The organism is Paraconexibacter antarcticus (genome assembly GCF_024220175.1).
GTDB classification, from domain to species: domain Bacteria; phylum Actinomycetota; class Thermoleophilia; order Solirubrobacterales; family Solirubrobacteraceae; genus Paraconexibacter; species Paraconexibacter antarcticus.
Window position 1 is genome coordinate 4289003 of sequence record NZ_CP098502.1, and the last position, 20303, is coordinate 4309305.

22 protein-coding genes are annotated in these 20303 nt (G+C 75.1%); 13 read left to right on the plus strand and 9 right to left on the minus strand.

Annotated features, from left to right (window positions below):
* Positions 1 to 6: 6 nt before the first annotated feature.
* The gene (locus NBH00_RS20975) at positions 7 to 453 is read right to left on the minus strand and encodes a universal stress protein (protein WP_254570525.1); all 447 of its coding nucleotides are present in this window, start codon (positions 451 to 453) and stop codon (positions 7 to 9) included.
* A gap of 95 nt (positions 454 to 548) precedes the next feature.
* Between NBH00_RS20975 and NBH00_RS20980 the strand changes: the two genes are divergently transcribed.
* Positions 549 to 1328 carry a tyrosine-protein phosphatase gene (locus NBH00_RS20980; protein WP_254570526.1) on the plus strand — a complete coding sequence of 260 codons (780 nt, stop codon included), beginning with the start codon at positions 549 to 551 and terminating at the stop codon, positions 1326 to 1328.
* Between the two features lie 28 nt (positions 1329 to 1356).
* On the opposite strand, the gene NBH00_RS20985 is transcribed toward NBH00_RS20980, so the two are convergent.
* Positions 1357 to 1629 (minus strand): hypothetical protein, encoded by a 273-nt coding sequence (locus NBH00_RS20985; RefSeq protein WP_254570527.1) that lies wholly within the window; start codon positions 1627 to 1629, stop codon positions 1357 to 1359.
* Positions 1630 to 1678: 49 nt separating this feature from the next.
* Here NBH00_RS20985 and NBH00_RS20990 point away from each other — a divergent pair, with 49 nt between their 5' ends.
* The 5 genes from NBH00_RS20990 to NBH00_RS21010 all read left to right on the plus strand — a co-directional run bounded on the left by NBH00_RS20990 (position 1679) and on the right by NBH00_RS21010 (position 7229).
* Positions 1679 to 2626, plus strand: a complete 948-nt coding sequence (locus tag NBH00_RS20990; RefSeq protein ID WP_254570528.1) for an NAD-dependent epimerase/dehydratase family protein — start codon at positions 1679 to 1681, stop codon at positions 2624 to 2626.
* Positions 2627 to 2973: 347 nt separating this feature from the next.
* Positions 2974 to 4290 carry a polysaccharide deacetylase family protein gene (locus NBH00_RS20995; protein WP_254570529.1) on the plus strand — a complete coding sequence of 439 codons (1317 nt, stop codon included), beginning with the start codon at positions 2974 to 2976 and terminating at the stop codon, positions 4288 to 4290.
* Positions 4290 to 4616 (plus strand): hypothetical protein, encoded by a 327-nt coding sequence (locus NBH00_RS21000; RefSeq protein ID WP_254570530.1) that lies wholly within the window; start codon positions 4290 to 4292, stop codon positions 4614 to 4616. The genes NBH00_RS20995 and NBH00_RS21000 overlap by 1 nt, the downstream gene beginning before the upstream one ends.
* 2 nt (positions 4617 to 4618) lie before the next feature.
* Positions 4619 to 5659, plus strand: coding sequence for a DUF2334 domain-containing protein (locus NBH00_RS21005; RefSeq protein WP_254570531.1), 1041 nt, complete (start codon positions 4619 to 4621; stop codon positions 5657 to 5659).
* A gap of 67 nt (positions 5660 to 5726) precedes the next feature.
* Positions 5727 to 7229: a flippase gene (locus tag NBH00_RS21010; protein ID WP_254570532.1), complete on the plus strand. Its 1503-nt coding sequence runs from the start codon at positions 5727 to 5729 to the stop codon at positions 7227 to 7229.
* A 59-nt stretch (positions 7230 to 7288) separates the two neighbouring features.
* Here NBH00_RS21010 and NBH00_RS21015 read toward each other — a convergent pair whose 3' ends face one another.
* Both NBH00_RS21015 and NBH00_RS21020 read right to left on the minus strand, forming a co-directional pair.
* Positions 7289 to 7468 (minus strand): hypothetical protein, encoded by a 180-nt coding sequence (locus NBH00_RS21015; protein WP_254570533.1) that lies wholly within the window; start codon positions 7466 to 7468, stop codon positions 7289 to 7291.
* Between the two features lie 60 nt (positions 7469 to 7528).
* Positions 7529 to 7996: a hypothetical protein gene (locus tag NBH00_RS21020; protein WP_254570534.1), complete on the minus strand. Its 468-nt coding sequence runs from the start codon at positions 7994 to 7996 to the stop codon at positions 7529 to 7531.
* Positions 7997 to 8053: 57 nt separating this feature from the next.
* Here NBH00_RS21020 and hemW point away from each other — a divergent pair, with 57 nt between their 5' ends.
* On the plus strand, positions 8054 to 9298 hold the full coding sequence (gene hemW, locus NBH00_RS21025) for a radical SAM family heme chaperone HemW (RefSeq protein ID WP_254570535.1): 1245 nt from the start codon (positions 8054 to 8056) through the stop codon (positions 9296 to 9298).
* 121 nt (positions 9299 to 9419) lie between these two features.
* Here the strand turns inward: hemW and NBH00_RS21030 are convergent, their stop codons facing one another.
* The 4 genes from NBH00_RS21030 to NBH00_RS21045 are packed head-to-tail and all read right to left on the minus strand — an operon-like array spanning position 9420 to position 14387.
* Positions 9420 to 10469 (minus strand): LLM class F420-dependent oxidoreductase, encoded by a 1050-nt coding sequence (locus NBH00_RS21030; RefSeq protein ID WP_367401353.1) that lies wholly within the window; start codon positions 10467 to 10469, stop codon positions 9420 to 9422.
* Between the two features lie 18 nt (positions 10470 to 10487).
* Positions 10488 to 11522 (minus strand): threonine aldolase family protein, encoded by a 1035-nt coding sequence (locus tag NBH00_RS21035; protein WP_254570537.1) that lies wholly within the window; start codon positions 11520 to 11522, stop codon positions 10488 to 10490.
* Between the two features lie 16 nt (positions 11523 to 11538).
* Positions 11539 to 12270 (minus strand): SDR family oxidoreductase, encoded by a 732-nt coding sequence (locus tag NBH00_RS21040; protein WP_254570538.1) that lies wholly within the window; start codon positions 12268 to 12270, stop codon positions 11539 to 11541.
* Positions 12267 to 14387 carry a DUF6421 family protein gene (locus tag NBH00_RS21045; protein WP_254570539.1) on the minus strand — a complete coding sequence of 707 codons (2121 nt, stop codon included), beginning with the start codon at positions 14385 to 14387 and terminating at the stop codon, positions 12267 to 12269. The genes NBH00_RS21040 and NBH00_RS21045 overlap by 4 nt, the downstream gene beginning before the upstream one ends.
* 72 nt (positions 14388 to 14459) lie before the next feature.
* Here NBH00_RS21045 and NBH00_RS21050 point away from each other — a divergent pair, with 72 nt between their 5' ends.
* The 4 genes from NBH00_RS21050 (at position 14460) to NBH00_RS21065 (ending at position 17731) form a co-directional block, all read left to right on the plus strand.
* The gene (locus NBH00_RS21050) at positions 14460 to 14900 is read left to right on the plus strand and encodes an Lrp/AsnC family transcriptional regulator (RefSeq protein WP_254570540.1); all 441 of its coding nucleotides are present in this window, start codon (positions 14460 to 14462) and stop codon (positions 14898 to 14900) included.
* A gap of 233 nt (positions 14901 to 15133) precedes the next feature.
* On the plus strand, positions 15134 to 15859 hold the full coding sequence (locus NBH00_RS21055; RefSeq protein WP_254570541.1) for a FadR/GntR family transcriptional regulator: 726 nt from the start codon (positions 15134 to 15136) through the stop codon (positions 15857 to 15859).
* Positions 15856 to 16821 carry a sterol desaturase family protein gene (locus NBH00_RS21060; protein WP_254570542.1) on the plus strand — a complete coding sequence of 322 codons (966 nt, stop codon included), beginning with the start codon at positions 15856 to 15858 and terminating at the stop codon, positions 16819 to 16821. The genes NBH00_RS21055 and NBH00_RS21060 overlap by 4 nt, the downstream gene beginning before the upstream one ends.
* 61 nt (positions 16822 to 16882) lie before the next feature.
* Positions 16883 to 17731, plus strand: a complete 849-nt coding sequence (locus tag NBH00_RS21065) for an SDR family oxidoreductase (RefSeq protein WP_254570543.1) — start codon at positions 16883 to 16885, stop codon at positions 17729 to 17731.
* Between the two features lie 59 nt (positions 17732 to 17790).
* Here NBH00_RS21065 and NBH00_RS21070 read toward each other — a convergent pair whose 3' ends face one another.
* The gene (locus NBH00_RS21070) at positions 17791 to 18597 is read right to left on the minus strand and encodes an LLM class flavin-dependent oxidoreductase (RefSeq protein ID WP_254570544.1); all 807 of its coding nucleotides are present in this window, start codon (positions 18595 to 18597) and stop codon (positions 17791 to 17793) included.
* A 736-nt stretch (positions 18598 to 19333) separates the two neighbouring features.
* Here NBH00_RS21070 and NBH00_RS25715 point away from each other — a divergent pair.
* Both NBH00_RS25715 and NBH00_RS21080 read left to right on the plus strand, forming a co-directional pair.
* Complete coding sequence (locus NBH00_RS25715) at positions 19334 to 19789, plus strand: transglycosylase family protein (protein ID WP_437126628.1); 456 nt, start codon at positions 19334 to 19336, stop codon at positions 19787 to 19789.
* Between the two features lie 47 nt (positions 19790 to 19836).
* Positions 19837 to 20286, plus strand: coding sequence for an SRPBCC family protein (locus NBH00_RS21080; RefSeq protein ID WP_254570546.1), 450 nt, complete (start codon positions 19837 to 19839; stop codon positions 20284 to 20286).
* Positions 20287 to 20303 lie beyond the last annotated feature (17 nt).

Here is a 20303-nt window from a genome sequence, read left to right on the forward strand (position 1 = left end):
TCGGCGTCAGGAGGTGCGGACGATGAGGACGCTGCAGGGCGCGTGGTGGCTCACCTTGTTCGGCACCGAGCCGAGGAGGAAGCGCTTCGCGCCCGTCATGCCCTTGTTGCCGACGACGATGAGGTCCGAGCCCTGCTCCTCGGCGACGTCGAGGATCGCGTCGGCCGGGTCGCCCTGGCGGGCGTGGACGCCGACCCGCTCGACGCCCGCGGCCTGCGCCGCCTCGGCCGCCGCGGCGAGCGTCTGGTCGACGTCCTCGCGCGGGTTGACGAGCCACTGCAGGTCGCTCGGGACCTGGCTGCGCTCCTCGCGGAGCCGCTCGGCGGCGACCGGCTCGTACGCGCAGACGATCTCGAGCTTCGCCCCGAGGGCGACCGCGAGCGAGACCGCCTCGCCGACGGCCGTGCCGGCGGTGTCCGATCCGTCGGTGCCCACCACGATCGAGGAGATCATGCACGGAGCGTAGCGCCGCCCCGGCGCCGTTCTCCGGCCGGTCCGGCGCCTCGCGGACCCCGGCCGCGGCCCGCGCGGTCTACCCTGGAGGACACGTGATCGACCTGCACCACCACATCCTCCCTGGCATCGACGACGGGCCGAGGACGATCGCGGAGACGCTCGAGCTCGCGCGGGCGGCGGTCGCCGGCGGGACCGCGACGATCGTCGCCACGCCCCACGTCTCCTGGGACTGGATGGAGAACACCGCCGCGCGGATCGCGGAGAAGGTCGACGAGGTCAACGCCGTGCTCCGGGACGAGGGCATCGACCTCGAGGTGCGGCCCGGCGCCGAGGTCGCCCTGACCCGCGCGCTCGACCTCTCCGACGACGAGCTGCGGGCGCTGCACCTCGGCGGCGGTCCGTGGCTGCTGCTCGAGTGCCCGCTGAGCCCGGTCGCCGCCGGCGTCGAGGCCGGGGTCGACGCGCTGCGCGCCCGCGGCCACGAGGACATCGTCCTCGCGCACCCCGAGCGCATCCCGGCCTTCCAGCGCGACCCCGGCATGCTCACGCGGCTCGTCGCCGGCGGCGCGCTGACCTCGATCACCGCGAGCGCCTTCGTCGGCCGCTTCGGCAAGGACGTCCAGCGCTTCGCCCGACGGCTGACCGCCGAGGGCCTCGTCCACGACGTCGCCTCGGACGCGCACGGCCTCGTCGGCCGGCCGCCCGGGATCCGGGCGCCCCTCGAGGAGGCGGGGTTCAGCCCCGAGCACATCGACTGGTTCGCGCGGGCCGTCCCGCTCGCGATCCTCGACGGGACGAACCTGCCGTTCGCGCCCGTCATGCCGCCGGAGCCGCCGCGCGGCGGCGTCCTCGGCCGCCTCCTCGGGCGCTGAGCGCTGCGGCCGCGGCCGCGGCCGCCGTTCAGGTGAGCTTCGTGATCGCGATGACGATCGAGGCGACGATGAACACGGCGAGGATGGACTGCATCCAGATCCAGGTGGGCGACATGCCCCCATTGTGGCGATCGCGCGCGGCGCGCGGTGCGCTCACCGCGTGATGCGGCGCTGCGCCTCCATCCCGGTCCAGCGCTGGAAGACCCGCACGACGAGGCCCTTCGCCGGCGCGGCCGTCGCGGCGCGCGAGCGTCAGCACGACCGGGTGCGGCTTCAGCCGCAGCCGCGCCCCGAGATCCACCCGGACGGACCCCCGCGGGCTCCCGGACCCAGCGTCTAGCATCGTGCCGATGCGAGTCCTCGTCACCGGCGGTGCCGGCTTCATCGGATCCCACCTCACCGATGCGCTCATCGCGCGCAGTGACGAGGTGACCGTCGTCGACAACCTCACGACCGGCGACGAGGCGAACCTCGCGGGCGCGCTCGCGGGCGGCGCGGTCCTCGACGTCGTCGACATCCGTGACGCGGACGCGCTCGGCGCGGTGTTCGAGCGGGCGCGGCCCGAGCTCGTCTTCCACCTCGCCGCGCAGGCGGACGTGCGCAAGTCGATCGAGGACCCGGCCTTCGACGCGTCGGTGAACGTCATCGGGACGATCAACGTCCTGGAGGCCGCGCGCGCGGTCGGCGTGCAGCGCGTCGTGAACACCTCGACCGGCGGCGGCATCTACGGGGACGTGGACGTCATCCCGACGCCCGAGACCGTCGACCCGAAGCCCATGGGCGCCTACGGGCAGTCGAAGCAGTGCGCGGAGCAGTACTGCGCCTGGGCCCAGCGCCTGCACGGCCTGAGCACCGTCTCGGTCCGCTACGGCAACGTCTACGGCCCGCGCCAGAACCCGGCGGCCGACGCCGGGGTCATCGCGATCTTCTGCGGCCGCGCGCTCAGCGGGCGCCCGGCGACGATCTACGGCGACGGGACGCAGACGCGGGACTACATCTACGTCGCGGACATCGTCGCCGCGAACCTCCTCGCCGCCGAGCACCCGGACGCCCACGGCTCCTACAACATCGGCACCGAGGTCGAGTCGACCGTGCTCGACCTCGTCGACGCGCTGCGGGAGTGCCTGCCCGCCGGGACGGCCTTCACGCCCGAGCTTGCGGACGCGCGCCTCGGCGAGCTCCAGCGCAGCGCGCTCGACGCGACCCGCGCGCGGACCGAGCTCGGCTTCGCCGCCGAGGTCTCCCTCGCCGACGGGATGCGCCGCACGTACGAGGCCATGGCCGCGACCCACGCCTGACCCGCCCGCCGCACGCCGCCGCGGAGAGTCCCGCCCTCGCGCTCGTTGCGGCCGGGGCGACCCGCGGGTCCCGGGTCGAGGTGGCCCTCGCGCCGGCGCGCTTCGGCCGGGAGGCCGCCCGCCCCCTGCCGCCGGCGCCGCGCGAGCGCTCTGGGGCCGGCTCGCGGCGCTCCCGGTGTGGCGGGGCTACGGGCGACGCCGAAGGTCATGCTCCTGCTCACGCCCGCCTGCGCAAGCTGGTAGGAACAGGCGCATGAACTCGCCGGGCACGCCCCTCGACGGGCGCGACATCACCTGCGCGTCGAAGATCGACGACGTACGAGTACCTCGCGGCGGGCCACTCCGTCGTGTCCACGCCGCTGCCGGCGCTCGCCGACGTGGACGCCGTGGCGGCCGTCCCCACCCCGTCGCCGGGACGCGCTGAGCCGGTGCCGTCGCCCGTGCTCCTCGGCCGCCACCTCGTCGCCGCCGCCCGCGGGCGCCGGCTGCCGTTCGTCCTCTGCTACCACGGCCTCGGCGACGAGACCCCGCAGACGGACCCGGGTGGCCTGATGACGACGCCGCGGCGCTTCGCCGCGCACGTCGACGCGCTGCGCGCCCGCGGCTACCGCCTCGTCGGGATCACCGAACTGTGGGACGCGGTCGCCCGCGGCGGGCGGGCCGCCGACGGACTCGGCGCGATCACGTTCGACGACGGCCTCGCGGAGACCCACCACCTCGCCGCGGAGATCCTCCGCGCGCGCGGCGCGACCGCGACCGCGTTCCTGACGCCGGCGCTCCTCGGCCACGACCATCCCGACCTGCCGCCGGGCCGCCGCATCCTGGGCCCGGACGAGGTCGCGCCGCTCGAGCAGGCCGGCTTCGAGATCGGGGCGCACTCCCACGACCACGTGGACCTGCCGCTGCTCGGCGCGGACGAGCAGGAGGTGCAGCTGCGCCGCAGCCGCGAGGTGCTAGGAGCTCGTCGGCCACGAGGTCCGGACGATGGCCTACCCGTACGGGCGCCACGACGAGACGACCATGGCGGCCGCGAGCCGCGCCGGCTTCCGCATCGCGTGCGGCGTGAACGGCGTCGGCGTCGAGGCCGGCCGCTGGCGGGCGCTCTCGGTCCCGCGCGAGCCCGTGTTCCCGTCGACGACGCCCGCCCGCGTGCGCCTGAAGGCCGCCGGGCTGTACGGCCCGGCGCAGGCCGTCAGCGTCGGGCTCGGCCGGCGGCGGCGGCGCGGATGACGGCCGGCGCGGGCCATACGGTCAGCGCGTGCCTCATCGTCCAGGACGAGGCGGCGAACGCCGCCGGCCACGCGACCGGCGACTGGGTCCTCGAGGTCGGCGCCGACGAGCGCATCACGCCCGAGCTCGCGGACGAGCTCCTCGCCTTCCTCGCGACGCCGGACTCCCGGGACCGCGTCGCGGGAGGCGCTCGGCGACGTGTGGCGCTACACCCACCTGGAGGCCGCGCAGTTCCGTCCCCTCGTGACGCCGCGGGCCGCGCCCTCCGGCGGTGCTGGCGGGCCGTTCGCCCTCGCCCGCGCGCTCAGCGGTACGGTCCAGGTCAGGCACGTGGACGCGATGGTGCTGTGCGACCCGGGCGCCCCGCGGACGACCCCTCCGCGGTCGTCGCCCGCCTGCACCGCGAGCTCCGCCCCGCCGACCCCGCCGTCTGATGCCCGACCTCTTCCTCACCGCCCACACCCCGCCGCTCGGCGTCGGCCGCGCCCTACGCACGTACGCGGTGGCGCGGGCCCTCGCCGAGCGCGGCCCGGTCGTCCCGCTCTACGTCGCGTTCGGCGCCGGCGAGCCGGCCCGTGAGCGTGTCGAGCACCCGGCGATCCGGCTGCACCCGATCGTCACCTCGCGCGGCGCGCGCCGCCTCGCGTCCTACGAGTCCGCCGTCCGGCACCAGCTCGGCGAGGTGAAGGTCGTGGAGGCGCTCGCGCACGGCCTGCCCGTCGTCGCGACGCCCCTCGTCGCCCCCGGGGCGCCGGTCTGACGATGGCGCCCGCCTTCACCATCGACGAGACGCGCACGGCCGGGCTCCTGTTCGGCGAGGAGCTCGCGCTCGGACTCGTCGAGCCGGCCGCACTCCACGTCCCGGAGGTCCGCCGCGCGGTCCGTGGCCTGCTCGTGCCGTCCGGCCTGAGCCGCCGCTTCCAGCGCGCCCAGCTGCGCCGCGGCCGGCTGTCGTGGCAGCAGGACGTCGTCGCACCGTACGTCGCCGCGCGCCGCGCCGTCCTGGGCGACGCGGCCGAGGGCCGTCCGAAGCTCGTCGTCCGCGTGGACGGCTTCCCCCACCACGAGGCGTACGGCGCGGCGCCCGGCCGCACGACGGAGGACGCCGCCGCCGTGCACGCGGTGCTCGCCGGCGCGGGCGTCCCCTACCTCATGTCGGTGCTCCCGCGCGTCCCGGACCGGCCGCTGGACCGGTCGGCCGACGCGTGGCGCGAGCACGACGCCGCCGAGCGCGACCTGCTCGCCGACCTGCGCCGCGACGGCGTCGCCTTCGCACTGCAGGGGCTCGATCACCGCACGCGGTCGGGGAAGGCGTCGAGCCCGTCCGAGTTCAGCGGCCTCAAGCGCGCGGAGCTCGACGAGCGCCTCGACACCGCGCAGGAGGCGCTGCGCGACGCCGCGCTGCACGCCGACGTCTTCGTCGCGCCGTGGGACCGCTTCGACGCGTCCGCGTGGGCGGCGCTCGCCGCGCGCTTCGACATCGTCTGCGGCGGCGCGCCGACGATCGAGACGCTCGGGTTCCACGCCGGCCCGTCGTGGCGGGGCGACGCGGTGTGGCTGCCGTCCTACCCGCCGCTCGACGGCACCGCCGCCGAGCTGCTGCCCGTCGTGCGCGAGCTCGTCGAGGCGCAGACCGCCCTGTGGATCCCGCTCACCCTGCGCTGGGACCGCGAGTGCGCGGCCGGGCTCGACGGGCTGCGGGCGCTCTGCGAGCTGCTCGCCGCCGAGCAGGTCGCCCGGTCGTGGGACGACCTGCTGCTCGCGATCCGCGCGAGCCACGCGGTCGGCACCCTCGCCGCATGACGGCAGGACGCCTCGCCCAGAGGGCTCGCTGCTCGCTCGCGCCGGGGTGGGTCCGGAGGGTGGTGGCATGACGGCGGAGGCGACGACCGGGCCGACCCGCGGCGCCGCCGTCCGCGACGTCGCCATCCAGCTCGTCGGCCGGGTCGGGAACCTCGCGCTCGGCGTCGTCGTGACGATCCTCATCGTCCGCGGGCTCGGCGTCGACGGCAACGGCCAGTGGGTGACGCTCCTCGCCGTACAGGCGATCGTCGGCACCGTCGCCGAGCTCGGCCTCGAGCCGAACGCGGTGCGGCGCGCGGCGGCCGCCCCCGCGGAGGAGGGCGAGTGGCTCGGCGCGCTGCTCGTGCTGCGGCTGCTGCTCGCGCTGCCCGCCGGCCTCCTCACCTACCTCGTGTGCAGCGCCGAGGCGTCCTCCTCGGCGATGCGGACCGCGGGCGCGCTCATCGCCGGGACGCTCGTCGTGCAGGCGCCGATGTCGCTGCGCGCGGCCTTCCAGCTGAAGATGCGCAACGACCGCACGATCCTCGTCATCACGTTCAACTCGGTCATCTGGACGGCGGCGGTCATCGGGGTCGCCGCGACGGGCGGCGGCCTCGTCGCGTTCGCCGCCGCGCTCATGCTCACGACCGCGGTGACGACGGCCTTCCAGACCGTGTGGGTGCTGCGCGGGACCCGCCTCGCGCTCGACCGCGTGCGCGTGCACGGGCGGGCGCTGCTGCGCGTCGGCGTCGCGCTCGGGATCGCCTCGATGCTCACGTTCGCCTACGGGCGCATCGACCAGCTCCTCGTCCTCCACTACACGGGCGAGCGCGGCGCCGGCCTGTACGGCACCGCCTACCTGCTGCTCGATCGCGTCCAGTTCCTCCCCGCCGCGATCATGGCGACGACGTTCCCGCTCATCTCCGCGGCCTGGCCCGCGGACCCCGAGCGCACGCGCCGTCTCGTGCAGCAGGTGCTCGAGGCGATGGCGCTCATCTCGGTGCCGGCGCTCGCGTTCACGATCGCGGCGGCGCGCCCGGCGATCGTCCTCCTCTTCGGCGAGGAGTTCGCGCCCGCCGCCGGGGTCCTGCCCGTCCTCATGCTCGCGTTCATGTCGACGTGCTTCGGCTACCTCATGGGCTTCCTCGCGATCGTCGTCGACCGGCAGAAGTCGTTCGTGTGGATCGCGATCGTCGCGCTCGTCTTCAACGTCGTCGCGAACGTCATCCTCCTGCCGCGTCACGGCTACATCGCGGCGGCGTGGGTGACGGTCGCGACCGAGGTCATCGTCATCACGTCGGCGGCGCGCATCTCGCTGTCGCCGCTGCAGCTGCCGTTCCGCCCCGGGCGCCTGCCGAACGCGCTGCTCGCCGGGGCGATCATGAGCGTCGCCGTCGCCCTCGCGCGGCACGCAGGCCTCGGCGCGATCGGCCTCGGGCTCGTCGCGGCGGTCGTCTACCCGGCTGCGGTGCTCGGCTGCGGCGGGCTCTCGCGGGAGGACCGCGCGCGGGTCGTCGGGAGGCTGGGGCTCCGGCGGCGGCGGGCGGGCTCGGGTCCATCGTCCGGGCCGGGCGAGGGGACCGGCGCATGAGGGTCCTCGTCGTCTCGAACCTCTATCCGTCCGCCCGTCCTCGGCGGCTACGCGGGGCCCTACCGCCCGACCGACCCGTCCGCGCTCGCCGGCGCCACCGCGGCGCCGCTCACCGAGCCGGCCGACGACAACGCGGCCCCGATCTCCGATGGCGCCCGCCTCGTCGCGATCGAGATGGCGGTCGCCGGCTTCACCCGCGGCGAGGTGAGCGAGCGGCTCGCGCGCAGGTACGTGTTCACCGAGTCCTCGACGATGCTCGACGCAGGGAGCGAAGCGACATCCGCGCGACCCGGCGACGCCTACTTCAGGGCGGCGTTGATCGTGTTGATCGTGTCGGTGATCTTCGTGGCGACCGCGGCGAGCTGGCTCGAGAACCGCGACCGGGCCGCGGCGATCTTCGTCAGGTCCTGCGACTTCAAACCCGTCTCGGCCGTCTTGATGACCGTCTCGTACTCGCGCGTGTGGGCGATGAGCGCCTCGTGGAGGCCAGCGATCTTCGCGGGGGGCTGGATGCGGCCGAGGTCCTGCACGACCTGCGCGACGGCGGCCTGCAGAAGGGCGAGCGTCCTCAGGTCCTCCGGGGGCGTGCTCACGGGCGTGAAGTCGGCCTGCAGCGCCTGGAACTTCGTCTCGAACGCCTGCACGACCCGGTCGGTCGCGGCGACGTACCGGTTGTTCGCCTTGACCTGGTCCTGTCCGCAGCCGGCGAGCGCGAAGACCGCGAGCATCGCGGCGGCCAGCAGCCCGAGCGTCCCTGTACGCCTCATGTGGCGCGGGACCCTATCGGACGTCCAGCGGTCCGCCCGCCACACTGTGGGGCGTCCATGTGTGCGGTCGTCCCCGACGGAGAGCCGGTCCCCGCCTCCGGCCTGCTGCCGGAAGGCGTCCGCGCGGGCGCCGGCGGCCGGCCGTTCGGCGTGTACCTCCACGTGCCGTTCTGCGCGACGCGCTGCGGGTACTGCGACTTCAACACGTACACCGCGGCCGAGCTGAAGGGCGGCGTGTCGCGCACGACGTACGCCGCGCAGGCGCTCGCGGAGCTGCGCCTGGCGCGCCAGGTGCTCGGCTCCGGCGCCGGGCCGGTGCAGACCGTCTTCGTCGGGGGCGGGACCCCGACGCTCCTCCCGCCGCAAGAGCTCGTCGGGCTCCTCCGCGCGATCGACGAGCTCTTCGGTCTCACCCCCGGCGCGGAGGTGACGACGGAGGCGAACCCCGACAGCGTCGACGCGGCCGCGCTCGCGACGCTCCGCGAGGGTGGGTTCACGCGCCTCTCCCTCGGTATGCAGAGCGCGGCGCCGGGCGTGCTCGCGACGCTCGACCGGACCCATACGCCGGGCCGGCCGGCCGCAGCGGTCGCCGAGGCCCGCGCCGCCGGTTTCGAGCATGTGAGCCTCGACCTCATCTACGGCACGCCGGGGGAGACCGCGGCCGACTGGGAGGACACGCTCGACGCCGCGCTCGCCTGCGACCCCGACCACATCAGCGCCTACGGGCTCATCGTCGAGCCGGGGACGCGGCTCGCCGCCCAGGTCCGCCGCGGCGAGCTGCCCGCGCCCGACGAGGACACGATGGCCGCCCGCTACGCGCGGACGGACGAGCGCCTCGCCGCCGCCGGGCTGCGCTGGTACGAGGTGTGCAACTGGGCGCGTCCGCAGCCGGGCGCCCCGGAGGCGCCGGGGCCCGCGGCCTGCCGTCACAACCTCGGCTACTGGGACGGCGGGGACTGGTGGGGCATCGGGCCGGGCGCCCACTCCCACGTCGGCGGGGTGCGCTGGTGGAACGTCCTGCACCCCTCGGCCCACGCCGCCCGCCTGCAGGCCGGCCGCTCGCCGGCGCTCGGGCGTGAGGTCCTCACCGCCGAGGAGCAGCGCTTCGAGGCGATCATGCTCACCTCGCGCCTGCACACGGGGACCGACGTCGCCCTCCTGTCGCCCGCCGCGCGCGGTGAGGCCGACCGGCTCGCGGCGGACGGCCTGCTCGATCCGGCCGCGCTCGCCGCCGGCCGCGTCGTCCTGACGCTCGAGGGCCGCCAGAAGGCCGACCTCGTCGTCCGCGAGCTCACCGACTGACAGCTCAGGCCGGACAGGTCTGCGTCAGCTGTCAGTCGGCGCCGCGGGGAGCCCGCGCCCGCCCTCCGCGGGGAGCCCGCGCCCGCCCTCCGCGGGGAGCCGGCGCCCGCGCGCCGGGGCCTCACCCCAGGACGAGCTCCGCGACCGTCCGCAGCGTCGCCGCGTCCCCGCCGACGAGCAGCGTCGTCACCTGCGAGTCGCGCCAGGCGTCGAGGTCGTGGTCGATCTTCTCGCGCGGCCCGATGAGCGCGAGCTGCTCGACGAGCGACGTCGGGACCAGGGCGGCGGCCTCGTCCTTCCGCCCCTCGAGGTAGAGGTCGGTGATCCGGTCGACCTCGGCCTCGTAGCCCATGCGGATCGCGACGTCGGCGTGGAAGTTCGTCCCCTTCGCCCCCATCCCGCCGAAGTACAGCGCGTACATCGGGCGCAGGAAGTCGGCGGCGCCCTCGACGTCGTCGGTGATGATGAGCGGGACGGTCGCGCAGACCTCGAAGCTCTCGCGCGTGTGCCGCGCACCGTCGACGGCGAACCCGGCGTCGAGCGCCTCGCGGTAGAAGTCCTCGTGCTGGGGCGAGTAGAAGAGCGGGAGCCAGCCGTCGCAGATCTCGGCGGCCAGGGCGATGTTTCTCGGACCCTCGGCGCCGAGGTAGACCGGGATGTCCTCGCGGACCGGCCGCAGGTTCGACTTGATCGGCTTGCCGAGCCCGGTCGGCTCCGGCCGCCCGCCGCCGCCCGCGTAGGGCAGCGGCAGCTGCGGCCCGGGTGCGGTGACCGGGCCGCGGCGCGCCCAGATGTCGCGCATGATCGCGATGTACTCGCGGGTCCGCGCGAGCGGCCGGCGGAACGACTGCCCGTACCAGCCCTCGACGACCTGCGGCCCGGAGACGCCGAGCCCGCAGATGAAGCGCCCGCCGCTGAGGTGGTCGATCGTCATCGCGGTCATCGCCGTCATCGCCGGCGTGCGCGCGCTGAGCTGGATGATCGACGTGCCGAGCTTGACGGTCTTCGTCGCCGCACCCCACCAGGCGAGCGGCGAGATCGCGTCCGACCCGTAGGACTCGGCGCTCCAGATCGAGTGCAGGCCGAGGCGGTCGGCCTCCGCGATCGCGTCCTCCACGCCCGTCGGCGGGCCCCACGGCGACCAGTAGCCGGTCGTGTATCCGAGCTGCAGCTGTCCCATGCGGGGACGCTATCCGGCCTGAGCCACCGCCTGCGCGATCGCCGCGACGAAGCCGTCGACCTCGGCCTCGGTCGTGTCCCACGAGCACATCCAGCGCACCTCGCCGGTGTGCTCGTCCCAGACGTAGAACGGGAAGGCCGCCATGACCTGCGTCGCCGCGACGGGCGGCAGGATCGCGAAGACCGCGCTCGCCTGGACGGCCTGCGTCACGCGCACGCCGTCGATCGCCGCGACCCCCGCGGCGAGCCGCTGCGCCATCGCGTTCGCCTGCGCCGCCGCCCGGTGCCAGAGGTCGCCGTCGAGCTGCGCGGCGAGCTGCGCCGCGTAGAAGCGCCCCTTCGACGCAAGCTGCATCGACTGCTTGCGCAGGTAGAGGAACCCGTCGTCAAGGCCGGCGGTGAGGAAGACGACCGCCTCGGCCCCCAGCGCGCCGTTCTTCGTCGCGCCGAAGGTGAGGACGTCGACACCCGCGTCGGTCGTGAAGGCGCGGAAGCCGGTCCCGAGCGCGACCGCCGCGTTCGCGAGCCGGGCGCCGTCGACGTGGAGCAGGAGGCCGCGCGCGTGCGCCGCCTCGGCGAGCGCCCGCAGCTCCTCGAGCGAGTAGAGCGTCCCGAGCTCCGTCGGCTGGGTGACGGTGACGACGCGCGCCTGGACCGCGTGCTCGTCCCCCACCCGGATCGTGAGCCGCGCGACGTCGGCCGGCGTGAGCTTGCCGTCGGGGGTCGGCGTCGTGAGGAGCTTCAGGCCGCCCATCCGCTCGGGCGCGCCGCCCTCGTCGACGTGGACGTGCGCGGTGTCCGCGCAGATGACGCCCTCCCACGGGCGGCAGCAGGCACGCAGCGCGGTGACGTTCGCCCCGGTCCCGTTGAACATGACGTACGCGCGGGCGTCCTCGCCGAAGTGCTCGCGGAAGAGCGCCTCCATCCGGGCCGTCACGGGGTCGGCCCCGTAGGCCTTCGCGTGCGTGCCGTCGTTCGCGGCCGTGATCGCCGCGAGGACCTCGGGGTGGATTCCGGCGTAGTTGTCGGACGCGAACCCCCTCATGCGCCGGCCCGCGTCCTCAGCGGCCGTACAGCTCGATGCGCTGCCCGTTGACCTTGCCGGCCGCGTCGCTGCACAGCCACACGAGCGTGTCGGCGATGTCCTCCGCGTCCGTGAACGTCTTGAAGGACTTGTCGGGCTCCGCCGTCCGCTGCTCGGGCGTGACGAGCGCGTTGATCGCGACGACGTTCGCGGTCGCGCCGTGGTCGGCCTCGGCGAACGCGTCCGCGAGAGCGTACGTCCACGTCTCGGCGGCGGCCTTCGCGGCGGCGTACGCGGCGTTCGTGTGGCTCGGCGCCACGGCCTGGCGCGCACCGATCATCGCGAACCGCCCGCAGCCCGAGTCGTTCAGCGCGTCGTGGAAGGCGCGGCTCGTGTGCTGCACCGTCCGCACGAGCAGGTTGGCCATGTCGTCCCAGTCTCCGAGCGGCGCGCTCGCGAGCGGCTTCCCGCCGCGCCAGCCGCCGACGAGGTGCAGGACGCCGTCGACGCCGCCGAACCGCGAGCGCACCGACGCCGCCCATCTGCGCGTCGCGACCTCGTCCATGAGGTCGACGACCTGGCAGTCGACCCGCTCGGCCGGCACCCCGAGCTCCGCCGCGAGGATCTCGAGCGCCGGCAGGTCGCGATCGGTCATCGCGACCGTCGCCCCGGCGCCGGCCACGGCCCGCGCCACGTAGGGACCGAGCGAGCCGTTGGCCCCCGCGATCGCGATCGTCCGCCCGGCGAGGGCCCGAGAGTCGAGGGTCATGCTGCGACGGTAGCGGCACCGGGCGCCTCGGCGCGCGCCGCCGCCAGCCGCCGCTGCAGCGCGAGGTAGAACATCGACAACGGGAACTCGTCCTCGAGCACCTCGTCGATGGCCGGGCGCAGGTCCTCGGCCTCCTCGTACGCGCGTACGCCCGCGACCCACCGCGAGCCCGCCGCCGGGGTCACGTATGCGGCCACGAGGTCGTGCGCCGCTCCCCAGTGGGCGAGCCGCGAGCGGTCGATCGAGCGCCGGTAGAGCTCCTCGACGAGCGTCCGCAGCTCGAGCACGCCGCCGGCCACGCGGTCCCAGTCGATCGTCAGCCGGTTGTCCGTCCACCGCACCCGTCCGCTCTGGTGCAGGTAGGCGAACAGCAGCTGCCCGCCGAGCCCGTCGTAGTTGCGCACGCGCGGCCCGGTGACCGGGAAGCGGAAGAGGCGGTCGAAGAGGATCGCGGTCTGCACGTGGCGGGCGAAGGCGAAGTCCTCGGCCTCGAGCGTCACCGCCTCGGTGAACGCCGTCAGGTCGCAGCGCAGCTCCTCCAGCGCGTACATCCAGTAGGGCGCGCGCTGGCGGATCATGAACGGGTCGAACGGCAGGTCCCCGTGCGAGTGCGCGCGGTCGTGGACGAGGTCCCAGAGGACGAACGCGTCCCGCGAGAGCGCCTCGCTCGTGAGCAGCGCCGCCGCGTCCGGCGGCAGATTGACGCCGAGCACGCCCGCGGCCGCCCCGACGTGCTCGCGGAAGCGCGCGCTCTCGCGGTCGCAGAAGATCCCGCCGAAGTGGTTCGCCGGGGTGCCGCCGACCGTCACCGTCTCGGGGAAGAGGACCGCGCACTCGCTGTCGTAGCCCGCGGTGTGGTCGACGAGCGTCACCGGCACGAACTTCGCGTTGTCGTACCGCGTCGCCTCGAGGTCGGCGAGCCACCGGGGCCACGGCACCCGGACGACGAGCGCCTCGAAGACCTTGTCGCGCGAGCCGTTCTGCTTGTACATCGGGAAGAGGACGAGGTGCTCGATGCCGTCGACGCGGTGCTGATCGGGGCGGAAGGCGTCCAGCGCCGCGGTGAAGTCGGGGACGCTGAAGCCGCCGGCCCGCCACGCCTCCAGGTCCGCCGCGGCCGCGCCGACGTAGGCCGCCTGGTGCGGGACGTGCACCGCGAGGCGCCCGAGCGCGTCGAGCATCACGTCGACGAGCGGGTGGGCGTAGGCCGGGTCCGCGCCGGCGGCGAGGGCGCCGTCGGGCGCCTGGAGCAGGCGCAGCGCGTCCGTGGCGTCCTTCAGCGCGGGCCATGCGGGGTCGGCGGTGAGCGGCGAGGCGACCGCCGGCAGGGCCCGGGCGAGCCGCGGGCCCGCCGCCCAGCCGACGAGGCCGAGCCACAGCTCGCGGTGCCCGAGGTCGGCGAGGCAGTCGTCCCCGAAGAGGTCGGAGTCGGCCAGCAGCGCGACGCGGCCGGCGCCGTGCTCGGCGATCGCCGCGAGTGGCGCGCCCGGCGCCGACGACGTCGCCTTCGCGCGAGCGAGGATGCGCGCGCCCGCTCCGTTGACCGCAAGCGTGCCCGCCCGGTAGAAGCAGACCTCGTCCACGCGCGCGAGGAGGTCCACGCCGCGCCGCCGGCTCGCGTCGGGCTCGAGATCGGCGAGCACCCAGTGGGGCGCGCCGGCGTGGTGGTGCTCGTAGTCGCTCACCGTGTCGTTGACGACGCCGAGCCCGAACCGCGCGAGCAGCGCGGAGAGGTTCGTCCCGTACTTGTCCTGCTCGGTCTCGGCCAGGACGACGAGCCCGCCGCCCCCGCGCACGTGCGCGGCGATGGCGTCGAGCTCGGCCGCGGAGAAGACCGGCGAGCCGCCGGGGACCGTCCGCTCCCAGCGCGCCTCCGAGGGGTGCGCGACGACGAGCACGTCGGCCGTCGCGAGCGCCGCCGCGTCGAGCGGGCCGTCCGCCGGCGTGTGCGCGGCCGTCGTGAGGTCGTGCGCGCGCAGGAGCGCGGCGGCGTCGGCGTACGACGAGTCGCCCGGGTGCGCCGGCTGCATCGCCGCGGCGACGGCCGGGCGGATCGTCCACGCCTGGCCGTGGGATTCGTCGAAGAGGACGGATGCGATGGGCTCACGGCGGGGCATCCGACAAGCCTACGGGGCCAATTGTGCGCTTTCACCACCACTTTGCGTCGACTTTGCGTCAGAATCAAACGAATGGACGCCGTCGACCGTCAGATTCTCACGCTTCTCGTCCAGGACGGGCGCCGGACGTACGACGACATCGCGACCCGCGTCGCGCTGAGCCCGCCGTCGGTCCGCCGCCGCGTCGACCGCCTCCAGGCCGACGGTGCGCTCCACGGCTTCACCGCGATCCTCGACCACGCCGCGCTCGGCTGGACCACCGAGGCCCTCGTCGAGCTCTTCTTCGCCCCCGGCACCCTGCTCGAGGAGGTCGCCGCGACCCTGCGCGATTACCCCGAGGTCGTCGAGGCCTGGAGCGTCACGGGCGAGGCCGACGCGATCGCCCGGGTCCGCACGCGCTCCAACGCCGACCTCGAACGCCTCATCCGCGCCCTCCAGGAGGACGGCTCCGTCCTGCGCACCCGCTCCCAGGTCATCCTCAGCGCGCTCGTAACGCGGCCGGCGTCGGCGTAGCCCGTCGGCAGTGAATGAAGGTTCAGGGTGCCCAGAGCACCGTGAATCTTCATTCACCGCTCACGGGCCCCCGGCGCCGGGTCCGGCGCCGACCCGCCCGCCGGCGGGCCCGGCGCCGGCCCCGCCGGCGCCGGCCCACCACGCCGGGCCCCCGGCGCCGCCCCCCTCCCGCGAGCCCGCGACCTCCTCCTCCTTGCCAACTGGTCCAACCAGTTGCTACCGTGGGCCTCGCGATGCCAGACGCCCGGGTCCCCGTCTCCACCGTCGTCTACGACGCCCTCCGCGCCGACATCCTCAGCGGCCGCGTGCGCCCCGGCGACGGCATCCCGTCCGAGCGGACGCTGAGCGAGCGCTTCGAGGTCAACCGCCACGCCGTCCGCGAGGCGGTCAAGCGCCTTCAGCAGGCGGGGCTCGTCCAGGTCTCCCACGGCGGCGCGACCCGCGTCCTCGACTGGCGCCGCACCGGCGGGCTCGAGCTGCTCGTCGACCTGCCGCCGGAGGACGTCGGCGTCGCCCGCGCCGCCTACGAGCTGCGCGCCTGCATCGCCGCCGACGTCGCCGCCCGCGCCGCCGCGCGCGCGACCGACGAGGACCGCGCGAGCCTCGCCGCCCGCGCCGCCGCGTTCGCCGCCGCGCGCGAGCACTGCGTCGCCACCGACGGCCCGGTGAGCCCGGGCCCCGCGCTCCTCGACGCCTACCGCGAGCTGTGGGACGTCCTCGTCGACGCCACCGGCAACATCGCCTACCGGCTCGCCTACAACTCCCTCCTCCACGGCGAGGACGCGGTCACCGCCGTCGCCGTCATCTACCTCCGCGACGAACTGCTCGACGCGGAGACCACCGACGCGCTCGTCGCCGCCGTCCTCGACAGCGACGCGGACGCGGCCCGCGCCGCCGCCGCGACGCTCACCGCGCACACCCTCACCGCGCTGTCCCCGACCGAGGCCCCGTCACGATGATCGAGCTCACCGTCTACGCCATCCCGTTCTTCATCCTCATGATGGGGGTCGAGATCCTCGCCTTCCGCCGCGAGGCGCAGGAGGCCCGCGAGGAGGACGCCGCGCGCGCCGCCGCGGGCCACCCCGCCTACGTCGGCTACGAGGCCCGCGACACGCGCACGTCCCTGACGATGGGCGTCGGCAGCCTCGTCGTCAACGCCTTCTGGCACCTCGTCCTCATCGCCGTCTGGGCCGCCGCCTACGAACTGACGCCGCTGCGGATGGACGCCGGCGACTGGTGGATCTGGCCGCTGCTGTTCTTCGCCGACGACCTCGCGTACTACACCTACCACCGGGTCGGGCACGAGGTCCGCGTCTTCTGGGCGAGCCACGTCGTCCACCACTCGAGCGAGCACTACAACCTCTCGACGGCGCTGCGGCAGCCGTGGGTCCCGCTGACGATGCCGTTCTGGCTCCCGCTCGCGCTCCTCGGCTACAAGCCGTGGATGATCCTGCTGGCCCAGTCGTGGTCGCTCATCTACCAGTTCGGCCTGCACACCGAGCGCATCGGGAAGCTCCCCCGCCCGATCGAGTTCCTGTTCAACACGCCGTCGCACCACCGCGTCCACCACGGCGCGAACGAGATCTACCTCGACCGCAACTACGGCGGCATCCTCATCATCTGGGACCGCCTGTTCGGGTCCTTCCAGGGCGAGACCGAGCGCGTCCGCTACGGCCTCACGACGAACATCCGGACGTTCAGCCCGATGAAGGTCCTCACGCACGAGTACGAGGCCATCTGGCACGACGTGCGCTCGACGCCGAAGTGGCGCGACCGCCTCGGCTACCTGCTGCGCGGTCCGGGCTGGCGGCCGGGGATGGCCGACGCCTCCGCCCACGCGGCGATCGTCGCCGCCGCGGCGGAGGGCCCGGCGCTCGCCCCGGCCGGGGCGCCCGTCGGCGCCTCGGCCGGCACCCCCTGACCGGGGGTTCCCGCGCGGCTCCGGGTGACACGTGCCCGGAGTCGGTAGTAATTTGCAACCCATGACGACGACATCTCTCGCGGGCCGCACGCTGTTCATCTCCGGCGCGTCCCGCGGCATCGGCCTGGCCATCGCCCTCCGCGCCGCGCAGGACGGCGCGAACATCTGCCTCATGGCGAAGACCGGGACGCCCGACCCGCGCCTGGAGGGCACGGTCCACACCGCGGCGGCCGCGATCGAGGCGGCCGGCGGCCAGGCCCTCGGCATCGTCGGCGACATCCGCGACGAGGAAGCCGTGGACGCCGCCGTGGCGCAGTGCGCCGAGCGCTTCGGCGGCATCGACATCTGCGTGAACAACGCGAGCGCGATCGCCCTCATGGGGACGCTCGACCTCCCGATGAAGCGCTACGACCTCATGCAGGACATCAACACCCGCGGCACCTACGTCGTCTCCCGGGCCTGCCTCCCCCACCTGCTGAAGGGGACGAACCCGCACATCCTCACGCTCTCCCCGCCCCTGAGCCACGACCCGAAGTGGTTCGGGAACCACGTCGGCTACACGATCGCGAAGTACGGCATGAGCATGTGCGCGCTCGGTTTCGCGGAGGAGTTCCGCGAGCAGGGCGTCGCCTCCAACGCGCTGTGGCCGCGGACGATGATCGCGACCGCGGCCGTGCAGAACCTCCTCGGCGGGGACGCTTCGATGGCCCGCTCCCGCCGCCCGGAGATCATGGCCGACGCGGCGCACGCGATCTTCACCGCGCCGTCGCGCGAGCTCACCGGCCGCTTCCTCATCGACGACGAGATCCTCACCGAGCGGACGGGCCTCACCGACTTCTCGCGCTACCTCGGCGAGGGCGCCCGCGAGGAGGACCTCATCACCGACCTCTTCGTCGAGCCGGCCGCCTGAGGACGCGGGCCGCGGCGCCCGCGGCTGCCCGCGCCCGCCCGCGCCCGCCCGCGGTGCCCTCAGCGCCGCGGGCCCGTCGCGATCGTCCGGCGCACGCGCTCGAGGTCCGGGCTGAGCCCGAAGCCCTCGAGCCACCACGTCGCGCCCGCGTCCCCCCACGGCTTTGGGTCCTCGCCGTCGTCCGTCGTCACGGCGACGTCGAAGGCCGCGGGCGCCCCGGCGGCCGCCCGCACCGCCGCGATGTCCGCGATGCCGGCCCGTAGGGCGCCGGGTCCGTCGAGCTCGATCGGGAACCAGCCGTCGTAGCGCGCGGCCCGGAGCATCGGCCGGCGCGCGCCGCCCCGGGACGCGAGCCACACGGGCGGGCGCGGGAGCTGGACCGGGCGCGGGAGGAACGGCTTTGCGTCGACGGAGACGTGCTCACCGCCGAACCGCACCGGCTCGCCGGACCAGCACTGCTCGAGCACCGCCAGCGCCTCCTCCAGGCGCGCGGCCCGCACGCGGTCGTCGAGCTCCTCGCCGAAGCCTGAGAGCTCCTTCGAGTTGTCGGAGCCGAGCCCGAGGCCGAGCGTCAGCCGCCCGCCGCTCAGGCGGTCGAGCGTCGTCGTCTCGCGGGCGAGCTTCCACGGCCGCCGGCGCGCCGGCGGGGTGATCATCGGGCCGAGCCGCAGCCGCTCGGTGACGACCGCCATCGCCGCGAGCGCGATCCACGGGTCGGCAAGCGCCCGCACCGGGTCGCGGTAGACGACGTGGTCCCAGAGGAAGAAGCCGTCCCAGCCCGCCGCCTCGGCCGCCACCGCGAGCTCGAGCAGCACCGCCGGCTCGCTGCAGGCGTCGAACGGGGCCAGGAAGATCGCGTGGCGCATGCGGCAACGCTACGCGCCGCGGCCGAGCGCGACCCGGGCGCGGGCGCCCGCTTGCAGCGCTCGCCCGCGCGCGGTCCGCCGCCTACCGTGGACGGCCCGCCTCCGCGTCGCCGGTGGCCTCCGCATGCCCGTCCGCCGCCTCGCCATCCCGCGCCCGCTCCTCGTGGCGCTCCTCGCCGTCGCCCTCCTTGCCGGGCTCGCGACGCTGCCCGCCGGCCGCGACGGCGGCACCTCGACCGCCCGGGCCGCGAGCACCGGCCAGCTCCGCAGCGCGATCGGGCACTCCAAGCGGCTCGAGGCCCAGCTCGGCTCCGCCGCCGCCCGCCTCGGCCGGCTCGAGCAGCGCGCCGCCCGGGCCATCGCGCTGCTGCAGGGCCGCCTCGACGCGGCGCAGTCCGAGCTCGACCGCGCCGCCGCCCGCCTCGCCGACACCGAGACGCGCCTGCGGGCCGCGCGCTCGCGCCACATCCGCCTGCGCAGCCGCCTCGCCCTGGTCCGCGCCCGGCTCGCCGACGTCCTCCGCGCCCGCTACGAGACCGGGCAGCTCGACTGGACCGACGTCGTGCTGCAGGCCCGGTCGTTCGCCGAGCTCCAGGAGCGCGTGCAGTTCCTCCACAGCATCCAGCAGCGCAACTCGTCGGTCCTCGGCGAGGTCCGCCGCGCGAAGATCGACGCGCTCGCCGACCGCCGCGAGTACCAGCGCCTGCTCCCGAAGCGGCAGGCCGCCGCCGACGCGGTGCGCGCCCGCCGCGACGCGCTCGCCCAGATCAGCGCCGGCCTCCAGGCCCGGCGCAACGCGTTCGCGCAGGCCCGCGCCGCTCGCCTGGCCGCCCTCACCGCGACCCGTGCGAACCGGCGTGCGGCGCAGCACCGCCTGACGAAGGTCCTCGCCGAGCAGGAGCGCGCCGCCGCCCGCGCCGCGGTCTCCAAGGCGGGTCCCGGCGGGCCGTGGGCGATCCCGTGGGCGATCGTCCAGTGCGAGTCCGGCGGGCAGAACGTCGGACCGAACTCCGCGGGCGCCTCGGGCTACTACCAGTTCATGGTCGCCACCTGGAAGGGCCTCGGCGGCTCGACCCCGCAGGCCTATCAGGCGTCCAAGGCCGAGCAGGACCGGCTCGCGGCGAAGCTGTGGGACAACGGCCGCGGCGCGCGCAACTGGGACTGCGCCGCGATCGTCGGCATCACCGGCTGACGGGCTGTCGAACGGGCGCGTTCAGGCCCGTGTAGGCTGCGGCGAACATGCCCGGATTCGTCATCACCAAGCAGATCGCCGCCCCCGTCGAGACCGTCTTCGAGGTGCTCACCGACCACGAGGGCGCCACCGCGTTCACGCCCGGCCCGGTGAAGTTCACCCTCGAGAAGCCCGGCTCCCCTGCCCGCAACGGCCTCGGCGCCGTCCGCAAGATCACCGGCGCGGGCCCGGCCCTCCGCGAGGAGGTCACGCGCTACGAGCCGTCGACCGGCTTCTCGTACTCGATCATCTCCGGCGCCCCGGTGAAGAACCACCGCGGCGACGTCGACCTCGAGGAGCGCGCGGGCGGGACGTTCATGACCTACCGGGTCGACTTCAGCGCGGCCGCGCCGCTCGCCCCGATCCTCAAGGGCGTCATGAAGCTCGTCGTCGGCCAACTCGTCACCGGCGTCGTGAAGACGTCCGAGGCCCGCGCGGCCGGCCGGACCACCGCGTAGCGATCCGCCGCCGGGGT

Excerpts from the sequence above, each read along its gene's own strand:
- NBH00_RS21060 (WP_254570542.1), top strand. The coding sequence starts at position 15,856 with ATGATCGAGCTCACCGTCTACGCCATCCCGTTCTTCATCCTCATGATG.
- hemW (WP_254570535.1), top strand. The coding sequence starts at position 8,054 with ATGTGTGCGGTCGTCCCCGACGGAGAGCCGGTCCCCGCCTCCGGCCTG.
- NBH00_RS21070 (WP_254570544.1), bottom strand. The coding sequence starts at position 18,597 with ATGCGCCACGCGATCTTCCTGGCCCCGTTCGACGCCTGCAGCGAGCCG.
- NBH00_RS21000 (WP_254570530.1), top strand. The coding sequence starts at position 4,290 with ATGCCCGACCTCTTCCTCACCGCCCACACCCCGCCGCTCGGCGTCGGC.
- NBH00_RS21020 (WP_254570534.1), bottom strand. The coding sequence starts at position 7,996 with ATGAGGCGTACAGGGACGCTCGGGCTGCTGGCCGCCGCGATGCTCGCG.
- NBH00_RS21045 (WP_254570539.1), bottom strand. The coding sequence starts at position 14,387 with ATGCCCCGCCGTGAGCCCATCGCATCCGTCCTCTTCGACGAATCCCAC.
- NBH00_RS21005 (WP_254570531.1), top strand. The coding sequence starts at position 4,619 with ATGGCGCCCGCCTTCACCATCGACGAGACGCGCACGGCCGGGCTCCTG.
- NBH00_RS21035 (WP_254570537.1), bottom strand. The coding sequence starts at position 11,522 with ATGAGGGGGTTCGCGTCCGACAACTACGCCGGAATCCACCCCGAGGTC.
- NBH00_RS20975 (WP_254570525.1), bottom strand. The coding sequence starts at position 453 with ATGATCTCCTCGATCGTGGTGGGCACCGACGGATCGGACACCGCCGGC.
- NBH00_RS21050 (WP_254570540.1), top strand. The coding sequence starts at position 14,460 with ATGGACGCCGTCGACCGTCAGATTCTCACGCTTCTCGTCCAGGACGGG.
- NBH00_RS20990 (WP_254570528.1), top strand. The coding sequence starts at position 1,679 with ATGCGAGTCCTCGTCACCGGCGGTGCCGGCTTCATCGGATCCCACCTC.
- NBH00_RS21055 (WP_254570541.1), top strand. The coding sequence starts at position 15,134 with ATGCCAGACGCCCGGGTCCCCGTCTCCACCGTCGTCTACGACGCCCTC.
- NBH00_RS21010 (WP_254570532.1), top strand. The coding sequence starts at position 5,727 with ATGACGGCGGAGGCGACGACCGGGCCGACCCGCGGCGCCGCCGTCCGC.
- NBH00_RS21065 (WP_254570543.1), top strand. The coding sequence starts at position 16,883 with ATGACGACGACATCTCTCGCGGGCCGCACGCTGTTCATCTCCGGCGCG.
- NBH00_RS21040 (WP_254570538.1), bottom strand. The coding sequence starts at position 12,270 with ATGACCCTCGACTCTCGGGCCCTCGCCGGGCGGACGATCGCGATCGCG.
- NBH00_RS21080 (WP_254570546.1), top strand. The coding sequence starts at position 19,837 with ATGCCCGGATTCGTCATCACCAAGCAGATCGCCGCCCCCGTCGAGACC.